Genomic DNA, 22122 nt, shown 5'->3' with positions numbered 1-22122 from the left:
AGAAGACGGAGAACCGGCGGTCATTGAATTACTGCGCAGTTCGCAAAGGAGTTCGATGCACGTCAAACGTCCGTTGAAATCCGTCTCTTCAATCGTCTTCTTGCGACGCATTACCCAACGACGAATAGTACATCGCCACGTCGCGGTACGATGTTTCTTGCAGGTTGGCGGCGACCGTGTCCATCAGATGAGCGTTCGCGCCGCCGCCCCGATGGCCCGCGTGGAAGAGACGGAGTTGCCGCTCGAGATACCAAGTCGGCTGGCCCGCCAGTCGTGGATAATTCTCTGAGATCGGCTGTTCACCCGGTCCGTGGCAGTCGATGCACGACGGCACATTCGCGTCGGGTAGGCCGTGCTCGGCGATCTTCCGCCCGCGAGCGATCGCTTCGCTGTCTTCTGGAGACGCCGTGGGGTCGGTGCCCGGCGCCATCATCTTGCCAAAGTGGTTCGCCAAGACCCGGCGTTCCTCGTCGGTGAGCACCGCCGCGACGGTTTGCATAACGCCGCTGTGGCGCTCGCCGGCGGCGTAGGCCTCCAAGGAATCAAGCAAGTACTCGGAGGGTTGCCCCACTAACCGAGGGAACGCCCCGCCGGGTCCGCCACCTCCGTCGGCGCCGTGGCAACGCGTACAAGTAGCGAGTGGCGCCGTGGCGACTCCGTCGGCGGTGGGAAGCGGCGCTGGTCGGGTCTCCGGAGAAATCAAGCGGAGGTACTCATCGCGGTCGATCTGCGGCAAGCGGACGAGGAACGCAACGACATCCCACACCTCCTCGGGTCGCTTCTGGGTGGGCCAGGCGGGCATGCCGGCGAAGAGGATGCCGTGCTGGACCACATAGTAAAGTTCGCGGGGCTTACGGCGCTCGACGAGCGGAGGAAGCAACGGCGGCGTCGGCGTCATCGCGAGCGCGACGGGCGATCGCGCACGCAACGGGCTGCCGTGGCAGTTAGCGCACGCGGTCTCGTAGTGGCCCGCGCCACGACGCACACGCCCTAGGTCATCGAGTTCGGGCGCCTTGATGCCGAGGCTGTGCGTGGCGACCGAACGGTTCTTTGAGAACGCTAGAAACCACTTCGTGATGGCCCAATGGCCCGAGCTAGCCCGGATCGGGGCGACGCCGGACACCACGACCATCGAACCGAGCACCGCCATCAAAGCGAAGAAGATGGCGAGGGTCGTCGCGCGTTGTTTGAGTCGAAGTTTCATGGCGCCGCCTCGGTTACGTCGTGTCGGCTGCGAAGCAATTCCCATGTGAGCCACAAGCCGCCGCTCAAGTAGGCGACTCCGCCGACGACGATCATGACCACGCCCCCGAGGTGCTGATCGGCGAGGGCGTCGATCTGCCCGTGGCCCGTGTGGTGCGCGTAGACCGCGCGCGGCGCCAGAGCCAGCAGGGCGCCGAGCAGCGTCATGTGCATGGACGTGAGCAAGAGGCCGATTACGCCTGCGGCGCGCCGGCCGTGGTCGTGGCGGGGGTCTCCGCCGAAAGCAGCGAGCCACACCCACAGGCCGGCCAGCAGGAATGAACCTTGCTCGGCGACCAGCCCCCAGGTGGTTTCTCGGGCGAGGTGATGCGGCGCGGGGGCGTGCCACGCCCAGACCAGCACGAGCTCGCCGACCGATGCGGGGATCGGCGCGAAGAAACCGGGCGCTCGCTGGGTCGGGTCGAAACCGCTTCCCGCCGCCGCGAAAGCCAGCAATGGCGCGGCGACGGCCACCACGAGCATGTGCATCACCATGTGCCCGGAGAAGGGATAGTGGGCGAGTTCGCGAAGCGGCCCCGACCAAGCGGCGGCAAGCGCAGCGATTCCGGCGATGAGTAGTGCTCTTCGCATTAGTGACACGTCTCCACGAAGAGGGCGACCGCTGCGACGAACAGCGTCGCGACGAGGCTGAGGCCTGCGAGTAATGTGGTCACGTACCCCAGGAAGCGGTGGCGGTCTTCGGCCCTGTCGGCGCCATAGGCGTGGTCCCCGGGCGTGCGGCGGATGCGGCGGTATCCGAACCACCCGTTCACCCCGATGAGAGCGACGGCCAGGAGGGTGTAGACGCCAAAGGCCACACGCACGGGCGCTAGCGAAAGTGAGTCGCCGGAAAACTTCTCACACCAAACCGCGGCCGTGATGTAACAGGCCATGAAATGCGCGGCCCAGACCGCCGGCGAGACGAAGATCGCCAGCAGCGATTCGTCGCTTTCTTTAGCGTTGGGTACGGCGTTAGGCGGGGTCGCGTCCATCGTTAGGAGAGCAAAGGGAAGCCGGCGATAACGCCGACCGTCAGCGCCACGGTGAGCGCGAGGAAGTGCCAGTACAGCGTGACATTGGTGATGTCGGCGTCGTGTCGCGCGGTCATATGGCCTGCGCTGCGGCGGGCTAGGCAGTAGAGTTGCATCAACACGCCCACCATGGCGTGCAGGACGGTCCACCCGACGAGTAGCCACACGATGGCGTCGTAGGAGTGCCTCGTGGGGTCGAGGCCGGTGCTCCACGGCGCCGCGAAGAGCGCCGCGGCGCCTCCCACGGTCAGCAATGCGGCGGTTGCCAGCGTGAAGTAGAAGGCGCCGCTTCGATCGGCCCGGTTAAGGCGCCACGCGGCGATCGTCATCCCGTAGGCCAGCAACATCAGCACACCCCCAACCACGGGCCACACGACGCCGGGACCCGCCGACGTTTCGGGCGGGAAGTCGTCGTGGATCGTCCAGTAGAAGAAGTAGCCGAACACGAGCGAGATGAACGCCGTGGCGTCGCCGAGCATGGTGATGAACATGGCCCACCAACCCACGGACGACGGCCCCGAAATATAAATCGGGAGCTCTAGGCCAAGCCCGACGTTCTTCGCTTCCTTTTCAGGGACCCGCGCTGTGCCGGTCCACAGCCAGATGAGGATCGTCGCCACCGCGCCAGCGCCGCTGAGCAACGCGGGCGTCCACCAGTGGTAGGTGCCGAAGATGAAGACGCCGCCGGTGAACGCCGCGCTAATCATGGGCAAGAACGTCGGCCCCGGCACGCGCAGGCACTGTTCCGGCCGGGCGTCGATCACCGACGTGACAAGCGTCTCGCGAAGCCCCTCCTCGGCGTCGGGCAGGTAGAACCGCCCCTCGTCGATGTCATGGACCAAGTCCTTTTGATCCCACAGGGGGTCGCGGCTCTTGATGATCGGGACCGAGCGGATGCCCCACGGTTTAAGGGGCATCTCGGCCAGCCACTCGAGCGTCCCGGCGTCCCACGGGTTGCGGGGGGCGTAGGGCTCTTTGCCCTTCGGTCGGACGATGTCCCACAGCACCACCAGAAAGCCCGAGGCCAGCACGAAGGCGCCGACCGTTGAGATCAGGTTCAGTGTTTCGAAGCCCATTCCTGCCGGATAGGTATAGACCCGTCGGGGCATCCCCAGCAGACCGGTCCAGTGCATCGGTAGAAACGTGATGTTGAACCCAACCAGTAGCAGCCAGAACGCGATCTTTCCCAAGCGCGCTGAGAGTTGCTTCGCGGTGACCAAGGGGTAGTAGTAGTACGTGCCTCCGATCAGGGGGAAGATCGTCCCGCCTACCAACACGTAGTGCAGATGTCCAACCACGAAGTAGGTGTCGTGAGCCTGGAGGTCGAAGGGAGCGACCGCGACCATCACCCCTGTTAGCCCACCAAAGACGAACGTCGCGAGGCTGGCGAAAATGAAGAGCAGCGGAACCGAGCCGACCACTCTGCCCGCCAACAGAGTGGCGAGGAAGCAAAACAGTTGGATACCGGTAGGGATCGCCACCGCCTGCGAAGCCGCGGAAAAAACGCCCAGCGTCACCGCGGGGAGCCCCGTGGTGAACATGTGGTGCACCCACAGGCCAAAGCTCAAGAAGCCGGTGCCGACCGCCGCGAGCACCACCCAGCCGTAGCCCACGATCGGCGTCCGGGCGAACGTAGGTACGATCATCGCCATTAAAGCGACGGATGGCAGGAACACGATGTAGACCTCCGGGTGGCCAAAGATCCAGAACAAGTGCTGCCACAGCAGGGGATCGCCGCCCCGGCTGGGGTCGAAGAAAGGCCAGTCGAAGGCGCGTTCCATCTCCAGCAGAATGTCGCCGGCGATTAGCGGCGGGAACGCGAACAGAATCATCCCGGCCACCACCAGGATGTACCATCCGTACAGCGGGATCAGATTGATCCGCATCCCCGGCGGGCGGCACTTGAGCACGCCGACGATGAGCTCCACGGCCGCGGCGATCGAAGCGATCTCAATGAACGACAACCCAAGCAGCCAGATGTCGGCGCCAATCCCCGGCTGATAGTCGGTGGTCATCGGCGGGTACATGAACCAGCCACCTTTGGGAGCGGCGTCGAAGAGCAGCGAACCGCAGACGAACACCCCACCGATCAGGAAGCTGTAATAGCCGTAGGCCGACAGCCGCGGGAAGGGCAGGTCACGCGCGCCCATCATCTGCGGCAGCAGAAGGATCGAGATCGCTTCGAAGATCGGCACGGCGAACAAGAACATCATCACCGAGCCGTGCATGGTGAAGATCTGATTGTACCGGTCCGCCGACAAGAACTCGGCGCCCGGCGTCGCGAGTTGCACCCGCATCAATAGGGCGAGCACCCCCGCGAACAGAAAGAAGCAGCCCGATGTGACCGTGTACCAAAGGCCGACCTCGGTGTTATTCACCGCCGACCAATAGCGCCAGCCGCGCGGCGTACGCCACGTTTCCAAGAGTCGCTGCTCTTGGACGTTCTTCGGTGCGCCTTCGGGGGCGTCGTTGTCGGCGGGGCGGTTCACTCCAATCCTTGCAGGTAGGCGATCAGACTCGCTAAATCAGCGTCCGACAGCGTGTGGTAGCCGGGCATCACCGCCATCGGCTTGATGCTTTGCGGTTCGGTGATCCAGCGGCGGAGGTTGTCGGGCGAATTCTCGAGGCTCCCCGCGGCGAGGCTGTGACGGCTGCCGAAGTGCGTGAGGTCCGGGCCGATCGAGCCGTCGGCGGCGGTGCCCCGCACCGCATGGCAGCCGCCGCAGCCGCTCTTGAGGAAAACCTCGCTCCCGCGGCGCGCGTCCGGTTCTGACGGGTCGATGGCGTCTTGGGCTTGTTGTCGCAACCAGGCGTCGAACTCCTCTCGCGGCATCACCACAACATCGAACGCCATCTTCGCATGCGACGCGCCGCAGTACTCGGCACAGACTCCCCGGTAGGTCCCGACGGCCGTGGGCCAGAGCGTCAGTCGGGTCTGCCGCCCGGGGATCATGTCGACCTTTCCGCCCAGCGAAGGGATCCAGAAACCGTGGATCACATCCGCGCTCCGTAAGTCGAACTGTACCGGCTCGCCAACCGGCAATCGTACTTCGTTCGCCAACTCGAACGAACCGCCATCGGGGCTGGGATAAATGAATCGCCACCACCAGCGGACGCCCACGACTTCGACGTGCAGGCTCCCCTCCGGCGCGGGCCGCACCAGCGCCGGCAAGATCGCCAGGCCGAACATCAGCAGGATGCTTAGCAGCAGGGTCGGTACGATCACACCGCCGCCGATCACCCACCGGCGTGACGATCGCTTGTCGTGTGGTTGCGGAACGATCCGCAATGCGTAGGCGGCCAATCCAATAACAACTAGCCAGATCATCCCGGCGCCGATCGCCATCGCCCAGAACAGGGCGGCGATCTGCTCGGCGCCCTCGCCCGCCGGTGAGAGCGCGGACTGGGGCCCCTGACATCCCGTGCATACCGTCACGGCCAGCAGGGCCCACCGCGCGATCGATCGGCGACTCCAGCTGAACGTGGCGCGTCGCGGTCGATCGAGAATCGGCTGGAGCGACTGATTGACGGCGTGCATGATCACCCGGCCGCTCCTGCTTGCCCGGCCGCTCCCGACTGAAAGTACAAGACGCCTAGTCCCGCCAAATAGGTCAACACCACGCACCATGAATCGACCCCCATCCGCAGGATCGATCGATCTCGCCGTTCTAGCAGTCCCCATAAGTAAAGGGCGGTCATGACGATGCTTAGGCCGGCCATCAGCAGTGCCGAATTATCCACGGCGTTCATCACCGGGCCATCCCGGTAGGCAAGATCGGCCGGAAAGAGCAACGCGATCTCCAGCGTGTTGGTGCCGAAGATGTTGGCGATCGCCATGGTGTAAGCGCCGAGCCGAATGGCCCCCGCCGTTGTGCTGATCTCCGGCAGCGAGGTTGCGACAGCGACCAGCGTCGCCCCGATGAATCCGCTGCCGACGCCGGTCTGCACCGATAACGCGTCGGCCGACGTCGAGAGGGAGGCGCCGCCGATCAAGACAAGGACGCAGTTGAAGGCGAACAAAGACATCAACCACGCCAGCGAGGCGTCGCTTTTCTCTTCCTCATCTTGATCGTCTCCGGGACTCCCGGCTTGCAAGGCTTTCTCCGGCAACCGCGCGGCTGTCCAGGTCTCAAGGGATGCAAAGTTCTCGATGTAATACAGCGACATGCCGTAGATCACTACCAGCAGTACGGGCCAAAGGCCGATGTGCGCATAGATCGCCACGTCACCCGCCGAGACGGCGATGACCGCCAACGCGACCTGCAATACCAGCAGTACACCGGCGAGCAGCAGGACCGGGTCGGGGGAGAAGAAAGTTAGCGGGCCGTTGCGGACACTCCAGAAGTCGATCACAGCCAACACCGCCAACTGCATGGCGACGCCGCCGAACAGGTTGTTCACCGCCAGCGGCGCGTTGCCCAAGGCGCCTGCCGTCACCGTCGTCGCGATCTCGGGCAACGAGGTCGCCACGCCCAACAGCATCGCGCCGGCCAGCACGCGGCTCATACCGGTGCGTAAAGCGATCGATTCAGCGAGGCGGGCGAGCTTCAATCCTGCTATCCAGACGACGATTCCCGCGATCGCCAGGATCAAGAGGTTGCCCCAAACAGGGATCGATCCGAAATCCAGCGATGGCATAGGGCCTGGGCGGGGTCTGGGTAAGCACTTTGCAGGACAGTGGAGTCTCAGGGGTGGTCGATCGGCTAAACCCGCGGTTTGCACAATTCGCGCCACCCAACGTCACGAGATTCGTGGACGGATTTGTGGAACCGCTCCGGTAGGTCCTTCGTCTACGACCGAAGCGAACTGCCGCAAGACACACCATCAACGGTTTGATGCGCTTTGCTTCTGACCTGCACTTATTCTTGCTGCTGAGGCTGGCAGCCATGCGTCCGGGTGCGCTGCTGAGCGACCTAGGTGATCGATTTCGACCCATTGGGGCTGTCGATCTACTTTGCATTGCTGACTCTGTAGTCCCCTTTCGTACGGCACAGCGTTCGCTAACCACTACTGAACGGGCCAACCATCGGTAGTTTGCTCTTGGTCGCAGTGGCTTCCGACAAGGCGAGACGGCCCGACAGCGGGAAGAGCTAGTCGGTGACTTATCGACTAATGGCAACCGTCGATCTTGCGCTTCGTTGTTCGACCATCGGCAAGCGTGCTCGATGGACGTCTATCGACTGGAAAGTAGGCAGGACACATCGGAGCGAGGGACGGGACGTGCGGACCCGCGGGAAGAATGACCTGTCGCGCCGTCCCTAGTCGGTCTGCCGCGCCGTTGAGACCGCATAAGACACTCGCCCACCTACTGAGCCTCGGATGTAGGAAGTAGGAATGAAGAGCAGCATGCCGAATCCACGACCCGCCGTGATCGTAACAGGCAGCTCCGGTCTGCTGGGTCGGCCTGTCTGTCGAAGCCTCGCCGCTGTCGGTTACGAAGTGTTCGGATTTGATCGTGTGGGGTTGCCCGAGCCGCCTAAGGAAGATGAGCATGTGCACGATATCGAGTGCGACGTGACCGATTCGGTGTCGGTGCGGACGGCGATTGAAAAGGTGCGGCTCGCTAGCGGAGGCAAGCTTGCAAGCGTCGTGCATATGGCGGCGTACTACGACTTCTCGGGAGATGACAGTGGTCTCTATCAGAAAGTCACGATCAACGGCACCGACCGCTTGCTGAATGCGTTGGACGGATTCGAGCTGGAGCAGTTCCTCTTCACGAGCACGATGCTTGTCCACGCTCCCTGTGAAATCGGCAGTCATCTTACGGAAGCCGACCCGCTGAAGGCGAAATGGTCTTACCCGCAAAGCAAGATCGAGACCGAGCGACTGATCCGGGATGGTCACCCCAACGTGCGGTCGGTCTTTCTACGGATTGCAGGGATCTACACCGATTACGGGCGCCAGCCAACGATCGTTCAGCAGGTGAAACGGATCTACGAAGGGGATTTCGAGGGTCACTTTTTCCCCGGCGACACCGAAGCCGGTCAAGCGGCTGTTCATCTCGATGACGCCGTGGACGCGATCATTCGAACGGTAGAACGACGCAAATCAATCGCACCAAAGACAGCCATCCTGATCGGCGAGCCAGATCCGCCGTCCTACCAGTCGATGCAAAAATCGATTGGAGAAGAGCTGCACGGCCATGAGTGGACGACCTACTATGTGCCTCCCGGAGTCGCGAAAGTCGGCGCCACGATAGCCGATTTCGTACAAGGTGGCGACGCGTTCATCAAGCCGTTCATGGTGGACATGGCCGACGACCACTATGCGTTGGATATCTCTCGCGCACGAGAGTTGCTGGGGTGGGAGCCTAAGCACAATCTAGCTGGCACGCTGCCGACGATAGCGGGCCTCCTGAAGTCCGACCCCGACGATTGGTATCGCAAGAATGGACTAAAGTGATGTCTGACAAGGCCGCCCCTGTCGATGAACTGAATCGGAACGTTCCGCCGTACAGGCACAACCCGTCCGGTTGGGGTCAACGCATCCCGATCTGTCTGCTGGCGTTTATCGCCGCTGTCATATCGGTCCACCTGTCGCTGTATCAATGGGGGTTCATTGAGAATGCGTACGACCCCCTTTTTGACGATGGCAGCAATCGGGTGCTAAAGTCGGACACCGCCCTAAGAATGTACGGCATCCTCGGCATTCACGACGCAGCCCTCGGCGTGCTCGCTTATCTAGGCGACGCCATACTCGGGCTGGCTGGCTCAACAAGACGTTGGCAGTACCGGCCGTGGCTGGTGCTTCTGTTTGGCATTGATGTGATTCCTTTGGGCATGGTCAGCTTGGTGTTGGTTGTGTTCCAAGCCTTCGTCGTCGGGTCGTGGTGCTTCCTGTGCCTTGTCACCGCCGCCATCTCGTTGATTCTTATCTATTGGGCGTGGGATGAAGTGAGGGTGTCGCTGGCGTACCTCCTTATCGTCTGGAAAGAGCACCATAATACGCGGTTGCTGTGGGACGCCTTCTGTGGACTGCGGGATGATCGTCTTGACGCAGCCGGCGAAAAATTACTTTCACGCGAGGCGCCATGATGTGGGGACGAGTCGTTGAAATTATGACAGCGGTTTGGTTGTCGATCAGTCCATTTGTCTTCGGCGTTCAATCGGACCCGGTGCAGCTCTGGGGCGATCTGGGAGTCGCCTTGGCGATCTGTGTCTTTTCGGGATTGTCGTATTGGGGTCCGACGCGGCACGCTCATTGGCTCGTGTTGCTTCTTGCCGCAGGCTTGGTCGTTTGGGGAAGGTTCGCCGTGACGCCACCCCCGCCCCCACATCAGAATCACATCGTCGTAGGGTTGTTCCTGTTGATGATGGCGGTGATCCCGAACGAAGCCTCGCAACCGCCGCGAGCATGGCGTCAGCTTCCGACCTGAAGCCAGCAGGGTAGCGAACAGGTTCCTCCCTCGGGGGAAGCCAATGCGAATCCGCGTCCCGCCGAAGAGGCAAGCGGACGAGCAGGATCGTCGTATTGGCCGGGTCGAGAACGTCTTCGGCCTCTCCGCAGGACGGGGGTGCGACGGCTCGGCGAGCCTGATGGCTACCGGCGCCGCTGTAGTGTCGTCTGACAGTCAACGAGTTCGCGTTCGCACCAACATAAGTGACCCGCCCCCTTCATTTGAGTGCACGGCCCGAGCCGTGATCGGGGGGGGAAGGTCTTAACTGTCGTGTCCTCGCGACGCGAGACGACTCGGCACGTGGCGCACGTCCAGGGGAGCGGGGACGTCGTTGCGACTGAACGCTTTCACGCCACGTTGGCTTCTGGTTAGCCAGGGTCAGTTCCACAAAGCGAGCAAGGCAAGGGCAACGACGTCCGCGAGTTGTATGGCAGGACGGCAGGCGCCTAAGATTACCTGCTCCGGCTGACGGCATGGCTTGTGGAAGTAGTCCGGAAGCAATTGATTGAAGGGGCGCCGTAACATCCCTTCGCCAGCCTTACTCTTCGCGATACCGAATGAGCCCTCGACCCAACCCATCGGGAGCCTCCTCCTCGCGAAGCGGCTCACCCCTCCATAGAACGATTGCCTTGATCGTTTACGGCGCCGGGCTGTACGCGATCGGCGGGGGAGTCCTCACGCTCCTCGGCTGGTGGTTGAATGTCAAAGCGCTGACCGACTGGCGCAACGACGGCATTTCGATGCTCGTCAACACGGCGGTCTGCTCCGTGCTCGCCGGTGCTTCGCTCCTCTTGGGGCGGAAGGCTACGCCGACCTGGCGAGTGATGGCAGCGCGGATCGCTGCGACCGCTGTCGCGACGATCGGCGGATTAACGGTCCTCGAACACCTCACGGGCTGGAGCCTGGGAATCGATACGCTCGTCCTCGATCGCGACTGGGGACAGTTCGCCACGACCGCTTCGATGCGGATGGGGCTCCCAGCCTGCACATCGTTCCTGATTCTCGGAGTGGCGCTCTATCTGGCGACGCTCGACGCCCGTAGCCGGCGCGTCACCAGCCTGCTAGCAATCGGACCGATGGCGATCACTTCGCTGTCCTTGACAGGTTACTGGTTCGGGGCCAATCAGTTATTCGGTGTCGCCAAATTTACGGCGATAGCTTGGCAGTCGAGCACAATTCTGGCCGCGCTCGCAGTCGGCACGGCGGCCGCGGCGGCCGAGTCCGGTCCCTTCGCATCGCTTCGACGCCGGGGCGTGGGGGGGAGCGTTCTCCGACGGCTACTTGTTCCGGTAATCGTCATCCCCTTCTCGCTGGCGTGGCTGCGTATCTGGGCCGAGAGAACGGGGCTGATGGACGGTGCGTTCGGCACAGCCTTCTTTACGCTTGTCGAAGTCGCGTTCTTTGTCGGCTTGCTGTGGTGGACATCTAAGAATATCGGTGAGTACGCCACCGAAGCGCGGCTGGCGCAGTCAAGGCTCGCGTCGATTGTCGAGACGACGGACGACGCGGTATTCAGCCAATCGATCGACGGAACGATTATCAGTTGGAACGCCGCGGCCGAGCGGCTGTTTGGGTACTCGGCAAAGGAGGCGGTCGGCCAATCCATTCTGCTCATCGTTCCGCCCGATCGAGTTGACGAGGCGGCGATGATTCTGGAGAAGATGCACGCGGGCGAGCAGATCGACGCCTTCGACACCGTGAGAGTGGGACGGGACAGCCTTCCGCGACATATTTCGCTCACCGTTTCGCCAATTCGCAACACCGCCGGCGCGATTGTCGGCGCCTCTAAGATCGCGCGGGACGTCTCCGCACGCAGGCAGACCGAGAGCGCCCTACGACGAAGCGAAGAGGAGCTGCAATCGCTCACGGACGCCATCCCACAATTGGCGTGGGCGGCCCATCCCGACGGGCGAGTTTTCTGGTTCAATCAAGGGTGGTTTGAGTTTGCAGGCGCTACCTACGACGAAATGGAGGGTTGGGAGTGGCAGTCGATCCACAGTCCCGAAACCCTCGGGCCATTCATGGAGAAGTGGCGGCAGGCGATCGCTTCTGGCAAGTCCTTCGAGATGGAGTCTTCCCTCCGGGCACGGAACGGATCCTATCGATGGTTTCTCTGCCGCGCGCGGCCTCTGGTCGACGACGAAGGGCGGGTTCAGCGATGGTTCGGGACCTACACCGACATCGACCGAACCAAGCGGGTCGAGTTCGAGTTGCGAGAGCAGGCGCAGACGCTGGAGCTCCTCTCTGAGACCGCCGCGGTGGTGGGATCGAGGCTGGACCTTGATGGGCTCATCCAGGAGGTCACGGACATCGCGACAAAGCTTAGCCGCGCGAAGTTTGGCGCCTTCTTCTACAGCACTGTTGGCGAGGACGGTGAGAGTTACCTGCTCTACAGCCTCTCGGGCGCGCCTCGCGAGGCCTTCGAGAAGTTTGGCAATCCGCGCAAAACGCCCGTCTTTGCGCCGACGTTCAATGGCGAAGGGCCCATCCGATCGGGCGATATTCTTGCGGACGCACGCTACGGGAAGATGGCGCCCCACTTCGGGATGCCGAAAGGCCATCTGCCGGTGAGGAGCTACCTCGCCGCGCCGGTGACCTCTCCGAGCGGAGAGGTGATCGGCGGTTTGTTCTTCGGACATCCCGATACCGACGTGTTCACCGAGCAGGACGAGAAGCTCATCCAGGGAGTCGCGTCGCAAGCCGCCATCGCCATCGACAACGCCCGCTTGTACGAGGGGTTGCAGCGAGCCGCAAAGGAGCGGCTCGAACTGCTGGAAGCGGAGCGGAGCGCTCGCACCGAAGCCGAGAGAATGAACCTGCTCAAGGACGAGTTTCTCGCGACGCTTTCTCACGAGTTGCGGACACCTCTCAGTGCAATCCTCGGATGGACCTATCTGCTAGACGCAGAAACATCCGAACGCGACGAGATTCGAGACGGGCTCGAGACCATCGAGAGAAGCGCCAAGGCGCAAACGCAATTGGTCGAGGACTTGCTCGACATGAGCCGGATCGTTTCCGGCAAGGTGCAGTTAGAGATTAAAAATGTCGCGGTAGCTGACATTGTCGACAGCGCTGTACAGAGCGTGATTCATTCCGCACGCGCCAAGCAACTCCGGTTCACGGCGGACACGGGGCCACCGGGGTTGACGATCGCCGGCGATTCCACCCGCCTACAGCAAGTCATCTGGAACTTGTTATCGAATGCGATCAAGTTCACGCCGGAGGGAGGCGAGGTAAGGGCGTCGGTCGATCGCGTGGACTCTCACGTCCGGATCGCGGTCTCCGACACGGGCATCGGCGTGCCGAAAGAGTTTGCGGCGTTTGCCTTTGATCGCTTCCGTCAGGCCGACGCAACGGCCACCCGCCGCTATGGGGGACTTGGCATTGGCCTCTCGATCGTCAAGAGCCTCGTCGAATTGCACGGAGGCGCCGTAAGTGTCGTTAGCGAAGGCGCCGATCGCGGGTCTGAGTTTACGGTGACGTTGCCAATCGTTCAAACGCCCGACTCGACACCGCGCGCCGCATCCGAAAGTCATTTGCAAAACCGCGACCGTGACCACGCGAAGAGTCTTGCCGGTGTGCAAGTGCTACTGGTCGAGGACGACTCCGATACGCGGCGGACTCTGCAGCGGGTGTTAACGAACAGCGGCGCCACGGTCACCGCGGTAAGCGATGCGACGCAAGCTCTGATGAGCCTCGGAGAGAATCAATTTAGCGTCATCGTCAGCGACATCGGCATGCCGGACGTCGATGGTTACCAGTTCATCAAGCTGGTTAGGGATCTGCCGCCCGCCAGCGGCGGCAAGACCCCAGCGATCGCCCTGACGGCCTTCGCTCGCTCGGAGGATCGCGACCGTGCCTTGCAAATGGGGTACGACGCCCACCTGGCCAAGCCGATCGAAGCAAGAGAACTTGTCCAAGCGATTCTTGAGTTGCGTAGGGAAGGCATTACGTCAGAGATAGCTTGAGCGGCGTCCTTGTCTGTCTCCGAAACTCATTGAACTCAGCGAATTGAAAATGGAAGAAAGCCAGGTCGCATCACTTAGGATTGCACTCGCCGATGACGACCCTGCCATGCGTGACGTCCTCGGACGCATCCTGCGGAAGCTCGGCCACGAGGTCTGTTTCATGGCGGAGGATGGGACCGACCTCCTCGAAGGGCTGAAGGACCACCGAGTCGACCTCGTCATCACCGACCTCGACATGCCCCTACTCGATGGTCTAGCGGCAGCGGAAGAAGTCGCCGCGTTGGGACCACCGGTGATCCTCTTGTCGGGGCATGCCGACTTCGAGTTGATCTGTTTAGAGAGCGAGCCGGTCGTCACGGCTCTGCGAAAGCCAGTGGATGTGCAGTCCCTGGAACAGGCTATTGCGATCGCAGTCGCGGGACACAACCCCAGGGAGTGACCCAGAAGCGACCGAGGGCGTCGCGCTCTGAAATCGCCACGGTCCAGGCCGTGACGTAAGCGTCGCGCATTTTTGCGGAGGGGGGGCCGCTTCTAGCGGGCCGCCACGCCTGACCGTAACCGGGAGCCGCACGCAACGAATGGCGGCACAAGAGGGTTTAGTCTGGGGGGCGTCGGCTTTCGTGTGTGAGGCGATCGCAGTCCCAAGGGCGGGCCTCGAGCGCTACTTGGCGAATGAAGGGTTTTGGTCAGGCGTCGAGCGAGAAAGCCCTCGCCAATCTCGCAGCGTCGCGGGGTTCGACGCCGGCATCACCCTGGGTCCCTGCGTCTTAGCGGCCCTTACCGCCCGTACCGTCCTGGCTAACGATGGAAGCGTCCGCATCAGTATCGGTCCGTAGCCCCGACGGAATCGTTCGGCGGGACTGACAACGTGAGACCTCCAACAATCCCCTGCGGGTTCAAATCCGTTGCGGGCTCCTGTCCGGGATATTAGCGTAGAGTGGTCCGCCCTCTCTTAGACGCGCCGCCCGATGCCTCCGAAAGTCCCGATCCCTCCCCTCGTAGCGGGCCTCGCCTTGTTGTTGGCTGGCCAAGCCGCCGCCTACTACAACAATGATCGTTGGGTGCTGACAGCGACTGACGACATTCTCGGTCCTCGCGGCACCGCGGCCACCCTCACGTGGGGAATCGCCAGCGATGGCGCCCTGGTGCCCGACGTGTTGCCCGGGGTGAACCGCAACAGCAACCTCGTGGCGTCTCTTGACGGCTGGTTTGGCGCCGGGAGCGGTGGCCCGGACCTGACCGGACGCCCTTGGTTCGGCTATTTGCAGAGTGCGTTCGACCGATGGGGAGAAGTCTCGGGGCTGACGTTTGTCTACGAGCCCAACGACGACGGGGCGACCCACAACGCAGCGCCGGGCGTCCTCGGAGTCCGGGCCGATATCCGCCTCGCCGGCGCGCGGTACGACGGCACGGTCGGCACTAGTATCGGCACGGCTGCCTACTCGATCGCCCCCGACAAGGGCGATATTTTCCTCGACACCGACGACGTCGACTACTACTCGAACTCCGCCGACTCGGCGTTCTCGCTCCGCCACACGTTGATGCACGAGATTGGTCACTCGCTCGGTCTCGGGCACCTCAACAGCAGCAACGCCGCGATCCTGATGGAGCCGTTCCCGCAGTCCGGTTTCGATGGACCCCAGCTCGACGACATCCGGGGCGCTCAGTACCTCTACGGCGACACGTTTGAGAAAGCGGGAGGGAACAACTCGCTCGCAACAGCGACACCGCTGGGCGCTATCGCGGGGGGATCGACCTTCACGTTGGGGGGCGACGGAGCGTCGCTCGTCGTGACGCCCGACCAGACCGATTTCGTGAGTATCAATCGTTCCGCCGACCTCGACTTCTACGCGTTCGACCTCCTCGGCCCCGCCGAGATCGAGATCACCCTCACCCCCATTGGGCCGACTTACAACCAAACTCCCGAAGTGGGATCGTTCTCGACGGTGAACGCCGCGGCGGTCGGCGATCTTGCGATTGAACTGATCCAGGGGGGCGCCTCGCTTGTCATGGCCGACTCGGGCGGCGTCGGCGTGCTGGAATCGGTCAGCTACGCCGCCGGCGTGGCGGGGAGTTTTGCCGTCAAGGTGTCCGGCGCGACGTCCGCGACGCAGCTCTACCGGCTCGAAATCGCCGTAGAAAGCCTGGGACTGGTTGGCGACTACAACGGGGACGAGCTCGTCAACGCGGCCGACTATACGGTCTGGCGAGACTCGTTGGGGAGCACGACGGAGCTGGCGGCCGACGGCGACGGCAACCTCGAGATCGGGCCCGCCGACTACTCAGTGTGGGCCGCGGCCTACGGGACGACAGCCCCCGCCACCGCCACCCCCGAGCCCCGGGGGGCCCTGCTCTTGCTCGCCGCGGCTATTCCGATGGCGGGATTGCGCAGAATTGTTGCCAACGCTGGAACGCTGTAGCTAGAATGCGGGCTCCCGAACTGGCAGCAACGTTCTTGGCGGAAGCTGGCTGCCGCGATATCGTCGGGAATCCTTCCTGAAGTCCTGCCCTGCCATCCCCCATTCAGGTCCCCGCCCGACCAGGCTTGCGCCTCTGTTAGTCGCCGCCGACGCACATTTTCGGGATTGGGGCAGTAGGGCCCCTTCTCCGTTGGTGCCTCGATTCCGAGGGGGGCGCCGAGAGATGGGGGCGCCGAGAATTGAAACCAACTTCAAGGCTGCAAGACGGGGACTCGGTCCTACCGACTCAGCCGGAGATCCTAACGAAGCAACTTTTAAACGCCGCACCTTTGGAGATGCTCATGAGCCAAGCGACCACCAGCAAGACGGCCCGTCGGGCCGCCTATTCTCTCGCCGCCGGCGCGGCCGCGGGAATGACGACCTCGGGAGCGGACGCCGCGATCACCCATGTCGTCCTTGACGAAGATGTCGTCGGCGTCGAGTTCATTGACCTCAACAACGATGGGCTTCTCGACGTCAACTTCACGAACAAATCGTACGACCCCATGCTGGGTCTCCAGAATTACCAGGGCCTCAGCGCTCCGTACTTTGGCTGGAATGTTGCCGGATTTAACAACGGTACGAGCTACGTTTCGGCGCTCGCTGCCGGCACGGTCATTGACGGCTCGCTCGTCAACGGAACGAGCCCTTTCATCGGCTCTCTCTCTTTCGGCTCCATCAACCCAATCGCCGAGTTCACCAACGTTACGGGCGCCTTCATCGGCTATCGCTTCCCCTCGGGTGGCGGCTCGGCGTATGGCTGGGCCCGTGTCGACATCGACAACGCCGCCGGCACGTTTGTGATCCGCGATTACGCCTTTGAGAGCGAACCGGGTGTCGCTATTCAAGCCGGTGAGATCCCCGAGCCCGGCACGCTCGGCCTGCTGGCGGCTGGCGCCGCCGGCGTCGCCGCCATGCGTCGCCGCCGCGCCGCCTGAAGACCTCGACGGGCAATTTGCAATCAACGCGAGCGGGGCCGCCGAGGCCCCGCTCGCTGTTTAAGAAACCGCTGGGAACCTAGAGGAAATCGCCGCTATGAAAAGGACCCCCGAGTTCGACGCAACCGCCCGGCGCCGCGCCGCGTACTCGCTTGCCGCCGGCGCCGCGACGGCGTTCGTTGGCGCCGATGCCGAGGGGCAGATCGTCTGGTCGACCCTCCAAAACTTGGCGATTGATCAAGGAAACTCGCTTGAGCTCGAGATCAACGGCGACGTCGGTTACTACAGCGACCTCATCCTGAAGAACTACGCCAATACGAACGGCCCCTATCAAGGGATCACCGTCCGTTACGCGCCCGGTCGCCTTAGCGCGTTCCGGGCGGGCGCGAATAACTACGCGTACGCATCGGCCCTCGAAGCGGGCGACCTAATCGACTCGACGACCACGACCAGCAATCCCTTCTTCGGATCGATGGCGTACGGAGCCGCGAACCCAAACGCTCAATTCAATGACGCGCCGAGCGCCTTCCTTGGGTTCGGATTCCCCATCCTCGGCAAGCTGCACTACGGCTGGGTGCGTGTCACCGTCAATAACGAAGCGGGAGTCTTCGTTGTTCGAGACTGGGCGTACAACGCGACCGAGGGGGCGCCAATCGCAGCCGGTCAAATAGCCGGTGACTACAACGGCGACGGACGCGTCGACGCCGCGGACTACACCGTCTATCGCGATACCGTAGGCAGCACCGAAGACTTTCGCGCCGACGGGGACGCCGACGGAATGATTGACGAAGGGGACTACGCGACCTGGGCGGAGGACTACGGCTACTCCGCCTATCAGTTCGATCCCGCGCCGCCGGCCACTACGGCCATACCCGAGCCGGCGACGCTCGGGCTGCTTGCTTGCGGCGCCGCGGGACTGTCGGTCCTGCGCCGCCGACGCGCGAAGTGACCCCCACGAACACGAACGAGACCGACGCCAGGTGACCCCTCCCACCAGGAAGACGACCGAGAGTTCGCCGCGACGAGTGCTGCTCGTCGGGTGGGACGCCGCCGATTGGCAGATGATTCACCCGCTCGTGGAACAAGGGCTCATGCCCACCCTCAGCGGCATGATGCAGCGGGGGGTCTGGGGCAACCTCGCGACCACCCGCCCGATTCTCTCGCCGATGTTGTGGAACACCATCGCGACGGGGAAGCGGCCGATCGATCACGGCGTGCACGGCTTTACCGAGCCCGACCCGAACGGACAGGGGGTCCGTCCCGTCCACAGCACGAGCCGCAAGTGCAAGGCGGTCTGGAACCTCCTGACCCACTACGGCCTGCGCTCGAATATCGTCGGCTGGTACGCGTCGCACCCCGCCGAGCCGATCGCCGGCGCCATGGTCTCGAACCAGTTCGAGCAGTTCGGCGTCGAGGGGGGCCAACCGACACCACTCCCCGCGTCGTGTGTCCACCCGGCGGAACTCGTGCCCGAGCTAGCGGAACTGCGTGTGCTGCCGGGCGAGATCGACCCCGGCGCCATCCTGCCGTTCGTTCCCGGGGCGGCCGAGTTGATCGCGAAGAGCGACCACCGCCTCGGCAAATTGCAGCACCTGCTTTCTCAGACGGCGACGGTCCACGCCACGGCGACCCACCTGTTCGCCAAGGACGATTGGGATTTCGCCGCGGTCTACTACGAGGGGATCGACCGCTTCGGCCACGAGTTCATGGAGTTCCATCCCCCGAAGATGGATCAGGTCTCGGAAGAGGACTTCGAGGCTTACCGGCACTGCATGACGGGGGCCTACCGCTTCCACGATATGATGCTGCAGACGCTGCTCGAACAGGCGGGCGAAGAGACCGCGGTCCTGCTGATCAGCGACCACGGCTACTACAACGATCACTTGCGACCCGACCCGCGTGAGGGGATGGCGGGCCCGGTCGAATGGCACCGCCCCTTTGGCGTCTTCGCCGCGCAGGGGCCGGGGATCCGGCAGGGGTCGCGTCTCTACGGCGCCGGCATCCTCGACATCACGCCGACGGTCTTGCAACTCTTTGGCCTGCCGGTCGCCTACGACATGCCGGGCCGTGTGCTGGCCGAGATCCTCGAAGAGCCCTCGATCCAAGAACGGATCGAGTCGTGGGAAGAGGTCGACGGCGATTGCGGCATGCACCCGAACGAACTGCGGGTCGACCCGCTCGAGTCCCAGGCCGCGATGGAACAACTCGTCGCGCTCGGCTACGTCGAGGCGCCCGGCGAAGACATCGAGAAGACGGTCCGTGACACGATCGCTTCGAACGAATTCAATCTGATCCAATCGCTCGTTGACAGCCAGCGGAACGCCGAGGCGATCGAGCGTCTCGACGCGCTCGAACCCGCTGTCCGCGACTCCTCCGCGGCGCAGACGCTGCTGGCGACCTGCCTGCTCGCCACGGCGGACAAAAAGCGGGCGCGGAAAGTCCTCGAGGCGTTGACGAGTGCGTCGCCCGGCCTGACACGGACGCGGATGATGCTCGGCGCGCTGGAGTTCGCCGAGGAGAACCCCGAGGCGGCGATGGAACACCTGCGGGCCGTCGCAGCCTCCGACCCCCGGCTCCCGGGGCTCCATAACAAACTCGGACAGGTGCTGATCGCCACCAAGCAGTACGGGGAGGCGATTACCGCGTTCGACAAGGCGCTCGCCATCGACGGCGACAGTCCGCTCGCTTTCACGGGCCGCGCGCGGGCCCGCCTCGAGCTCGGCGACGCCCAGGGCGCGCTCGACGACGCACTAATTGCCGCGGAGTTGGTCCACTTCTTGCCCCGTGCGCATTACCTGATCGGCCGGGCGTTGGCGGCGCTCGACAAACCCGCCGAGGCGCTCGAGGCGCTCGAGCTCTGTGTCCGGCAGGCGCCCGGGATGAAAGCGGCTCACCTCGAACTGGCGAACGTCTATCGGTCGCTTGGCCAAGTCGAGAAATCGCGCGAAGCGGAACTTCGCGCCAGTCGCGTGCTGGCGTAAACCGCCGTCACGCCTACCGAACAAGGCAAACGTAAGGAAGGCCCTCGATGTCCAAGAAAACTAGCCGCGTCGCGTTCACGCTCGTCGAGCTGCTCGTCGTGATCGCGATCATCGGCATCTTGGTGGCGTTGCTGCTCCCCGCCGTCCAGGCGGCCCGCGAAGCGGCGCGGCGCAACGCCTGTACGAACAACCTCAAGCAACTCGGCCTCGCCGCGCTGAATTACGAATCCGCACGAGGGACGCTCCCTCCCGGGTACCTCGGATCGACGCTGCAGGATCGTCCCTGGCTCAACGCCAACATCGGAGCCGGTGGGGCTCTCAACCAAGGGGTCGGCGTCCTGGTCTTTACACTCCCCTACGTGGAAGAGTCGGCGATATACGACCAATTCACGGAGTCGTATCCGCTGGGCGTCGATACGAACGGCCCTTGGTACTACAACGACACCTATGACAATTACCGGCGACGCCGACTGGCGGGGACGAGCATCGAATCGTTTCGTTGCCCTTCTGTTCCCGATCAGCCACCCCAATCCGCCTACCTCGACAAGATGTATTTCGTCGTCGAAAGCGGGGGGCTTAACTCGGGATCGTCGGGGAGCGACCCTACCTTGGCCCCGCTTGGATTAACAAACTACGCGGGCGTGACCGGAGTCGTTGGCCCGGGCGGCCCGCAAGACCGCATCAACGACACCGACGGGCTCCCCTATACCCTGCTTGGAGAACGCAGCATCCGGGGAGAACTTGTGGGCGTTTTCGGCCGCCGCACGGAAACGCCGTTGGCGAAAGTGATCGACGGGACGTCGAAGACCCTTATGTTTGGCGAGGCCCCCGGCACGATCGGCGCCGGGGTTGGCGACACCTTCACGTATACCGACACGCTTTTCGACGGATTCTCTCAGGGCTTCGTGTGGGCGGGATGGGCCTGCCTTCCCACCTACTACGGCCTCGATGCGTCTCGCGACAACGGCGAACCAAACCCCGAAGCCAAATACCAAACCCGTTGGCGGTTGTTCGGTTCGGTCCACTCGGGCGGGTCGGTCTTGTTCGCAATGACCGACGGGTCGGTCCATGGCCTGACCAAGGACATCGACCTTGAACTCTTTCATAACCTCTCGACGATGAAAGGGGGCGAGGCGGCGAGCTTGCCGTGATCCCACCCCGCGCAGCGGCTTCATCCGGCCGTTCACCCACCGTTTGACGAATGGCCCAACCGGCCCCGCCTCAAGCCGCGCCGTCGGCGTGGTGGCGTGCTGCTATGGCCGCCCGCAAAAAGTGCCGACGCAGGGTCTTCCCCCAGGTGATAGACTCCGCCTCATGAGTTTGCCCGTTGTTGTCGTCACCGGCCTGCCACGTTCCGGCACCTCCTTGCTCATGCAGATGCTCGCAGCGGGTGGGATCGCGCCTTACACCGACGGGGTCCGCGACCCCGATATCGACAATCCCCGTGGCTACTTGGAACTCGAGGCCGTCAAGCGTCTCAAGCAGGACGCCAGCTGGGTGCCGAACGCCCGCGGCAAGGCGGTGAAGGTCATCTCTCACTTGCTTGAAGGATTGCCGACGGGCGAGCGTTACCTCGTGGTCTTTGTCGAACGCGACCTCGACGAGATCCTCGCGTCGCAGACGAAGATGATCACGAGGCTCGGCAAGCCCGCTCCCCCGCTAGACATCGTCCGCCGCGCCTTCGAGTCGCACTTGCGAGCGTTCGACGGGCAAGCAGCCACAAGAGCCGACTTCGACACGCTCCGCTTGGCCTACGCCGACATGGTTCGCGATCCGGCAACGGCCGTGGCCCGTCTCTCTCGATTCGTCGAGGCGGGAGGCCTGCCGATCCCCAACCCCGCGGCAATGGTTGCAGCGGTCGACCCGACGCTCTACCGGAATCGCGCGGACGGCCACCCGTCCTGAGGGACCCCCGCGTGGCGTGCGCCGCGGCCGAAAGTCATGAGCTGTCGCAGCTTTGGCGGACGCCTTTGAACCCAGCAACTCGCCCGCCAGCGTTAATCATCCCCCCTATGTAGAGTTGGATCCCATGAAGCGGTTGGTTGCAACGCCCATTTCTACCACGGCTTCATTAAGCTCGCCTGCATGATCGTCTGCTTCAGACGGT

General features: G+C 63.3%; 17 protein-coding genes. 11 read left to right on the top strand and 6 right to left on the bottom strand.

Going from position 1 to position 22122, the window contains the following annotated elements:
* Window positions 1–88 precede the first annotated feature (88 nt).
* The 6 genes from Pla108_RS01945 to Pla108_RS01920 are packed head-to-tail and all read right to left on the bottom strand — an operon-like array spanning window position 89 to window position 6911.
* On the bottom strand, window positions 89–1204 hold the full coding sequence (locus tag Pla108_RS01945; RefSeq protein WP_197526150.1) for a c-type cytochrome: 1116 nt from the start codon (window positions 1202–1204) through the stop codon (window positions 89–91).
* Window positions 1201–1833: a cytochrome c oxidase assembly protein gene (locus tag Pla108_RS01940; protein WP_146442198.1), complete on the bottom strand. Its 633-nt coding sequence runs from the start codon at window positions 1831–1833 to the stop codon at window positions 1201–1203. The genes Pla108_RS01945 and Pla108_RS01940 overlap by 4 nt, the downstream gene beginning before the upstream one ends.
* Window positions 1833–2234, bottom strand: a complete 402-nt coding sequence (locus Pla108_RS01935) for a transmembrane prediction (RefSeq protein ID WP_231934250.1) — start codon at window positions 2232–2234, stop codon at window positions 1833–1835. Before Pla108_RS01935 ends, Pla108_RS01940 begins: the two co-directional genes overlap by 1 nt.
* 2 nt (window positions 2235–2236) lie before the next feature.
* A complete protein-coding gene (ctaD, locus tag Pla108_RS01930) occupies window positions 2237–4762 on the bottom strand; it encodes a cytochrome c oxidase subunit I (protein WP_146442195.1) in 2526 nt (841 codons plus the stop codon).
* Window positions 4759–5811: a cytochrome c oxidase subunit II gene (gene coxB, locus Pla108_RS01925; protein ID WP_146442192.1), complete on the bottom strand. Its 1053-nt coding sequence runs from the start codon at window positions 5809–5811 to the stop codon at window positions 4759–4761. Before coxB ends, ctaD begins: the two co-directional genes overlap by 4 nt.
* Window positions 5812–5813: 2 nt before the next feature.
* Complete coding sequence (locus tag Pla108_RS01920; protein WP_146442188.1) at window positions 5814–6911, bottom strand: sodium:calcium antiporter; 1098 nt, start codon at window positions 6909–6911, stop codon at window positions 5814–5816.
* A 696-nt stretch (window positions 6912–7607) separates the two neighbouring features.
* On the opposite strand from Pla108_RS01920, the gene Pla108_RS01915 reads away from it, so the two are divergent.
* The 11 genes from Pla108_RS01915 (at window position 7608) to Pla108_RS01865 (ending at window position 21920) form a co-directional block, all read left to right on the top strand.
* Window positions 7608–8675, top strand: a complete 1068-nt coding sequence (locus Pla108_RS01915) for an NAD-dependent epimerase/dehydratase family protein (protein WP_231934249.1) — start codon at window positions 7608–7610, stop codon at window positions 8673–8675.
* Window positions 8675–9307: a vitamin K epoxide reductase family protein gene (locus tag Pla108_RS01910; RefSeq protein ID WP_146442183.1), complete on the top strand. Its 633-nt coding sequence runs from the start codon at window positions 8675–8677 to the stop codon at window positions 9305–9307. Before Pla108_RS01915 ends, Pla108_RS01910 begins: the two co-directional genes overlap by 1 nt.
* The gene (locus Pla108_RS21725; protein ID WP_449240196.1) at window positions 9304–9648 is read left to right on the top strand and encodes an SPW repeat domain-containing protein; all 345 of its coding nucleotides are present in this window, start codon (window positions 9304–9306) and stop codon (window positions 9646–9648) included. Before Pla108_RS01910 ends, Pla108_RS21725 begins: the two co-directional genes overlap by 4 nt.
* Before the next feature lie 650 nt (window positions 9649–10298).
* Window positions 10299–13637 carry a PAS domain S-box protein gene (locus Pla108_RS01900; protein ID WP_197526149.1) on the top strand — a complete coding sequence of 1113 codons (3339 nt, stop codon included), beginning with the start codon at window positions 10299–10301 and terminating at the stop codon, window positions 13635–13637.
* Between the two features lie 49 nt (window positions 13638–13686).
* Window positions 13687–14076, top strand: coding sequence for a response regulator (locus Pla108_RS01895; RefSeq protein WP_146442175.1), 390 nt, complete (start codon window positions 13687–13689; stop codon window positions 14074–14076).
* A gap of 529 nt (window positions 14077–14605) precedes the next feature.
* Window positions 14606–16057 carry a matrixin family metalloprotease gene (locus Pla108_RS01890; RefSeq protein WP_146442171.1) on the top strand — a complete coding sequence of 484 codons (1452 nt, stop codon included), beginning with the start codon at window positions 14606–14608 and terminating at the stop codon, window positions 16055–16057.
* Between the two features lie 341 nt (window positions 16058–16398).
* Window positions 16399–17034: a PEP-CTERM sorting domain-containing protein gene (locus Pla108_RS01885; protein WP_197526147.1), complete on the top strand. Its 636-nt coding sequence runs from the start codon at window positions 16399–16401 to the stop codon at window positions 17032–17034.
* Between the two features lie 97 nt (window positions 17035–17131).
* The gene (locus Pla108_RS01880) at window positions 17132–17983 is read left to right on the top strand and encodes a PEP-CTERM sorting domain-containing protein (protein WP_146442165.1); all 852 of its coding nucleotides are present in this window, start codon (window positions 17132–17134) and stop codon (window positions 17981–17983) included.
* A gap of 31 nt (window positions 17984–18014) precedes the next feature.
* Window positions 18015–20015 carry an alkaline phosphatase family protein gene (locus Pla108_RS01875; RefSeq protein WP_146442162.1) on the top strand — a complete coding sequence of 667 codons (2001 nt, stop codon included), beginning with the start codon at window positions 18015–18017 and terminating at the stop codon, window positions 20013–20015.
* A 47-nt stretch (window positions 20016–20062) separates the two neighbouring features.
* Entirely contained in the window at window positions 20063–21166 is a 1104-nt protein-coding gene (locus Pla108_RS01870; protein ID WP_146442158.1) for a DUF1559 family PulG-like putative transporter, read from the top strand.
* 163 nt (window positions 21167–21329) lie between these two features.
* Window positions 21330–21920 (top strand): sulfotransferase, encoded by a 591-nt coding sequence (locus Pla108_RS01865; protein WP_146442154.1) that lies wholly within the window; start codon window positions 21330–21332, stop codon window positions 21918–21920.
* Window positions 21921–22122: the final 202 nt, after the last annotated feature.

This window comes from Botrimarina colliarenosi (assembly GCF_007859955.1).
Lineage (GTDB): Bacteria > Planctomycetota > Planctomycetia > Pirellulales > Lacipirellulaceae > Botrimarina > Botrimarina colliarenosi.
This window is presented reverse-complemented; position numbering and strand designations above follow the sequence as displayed.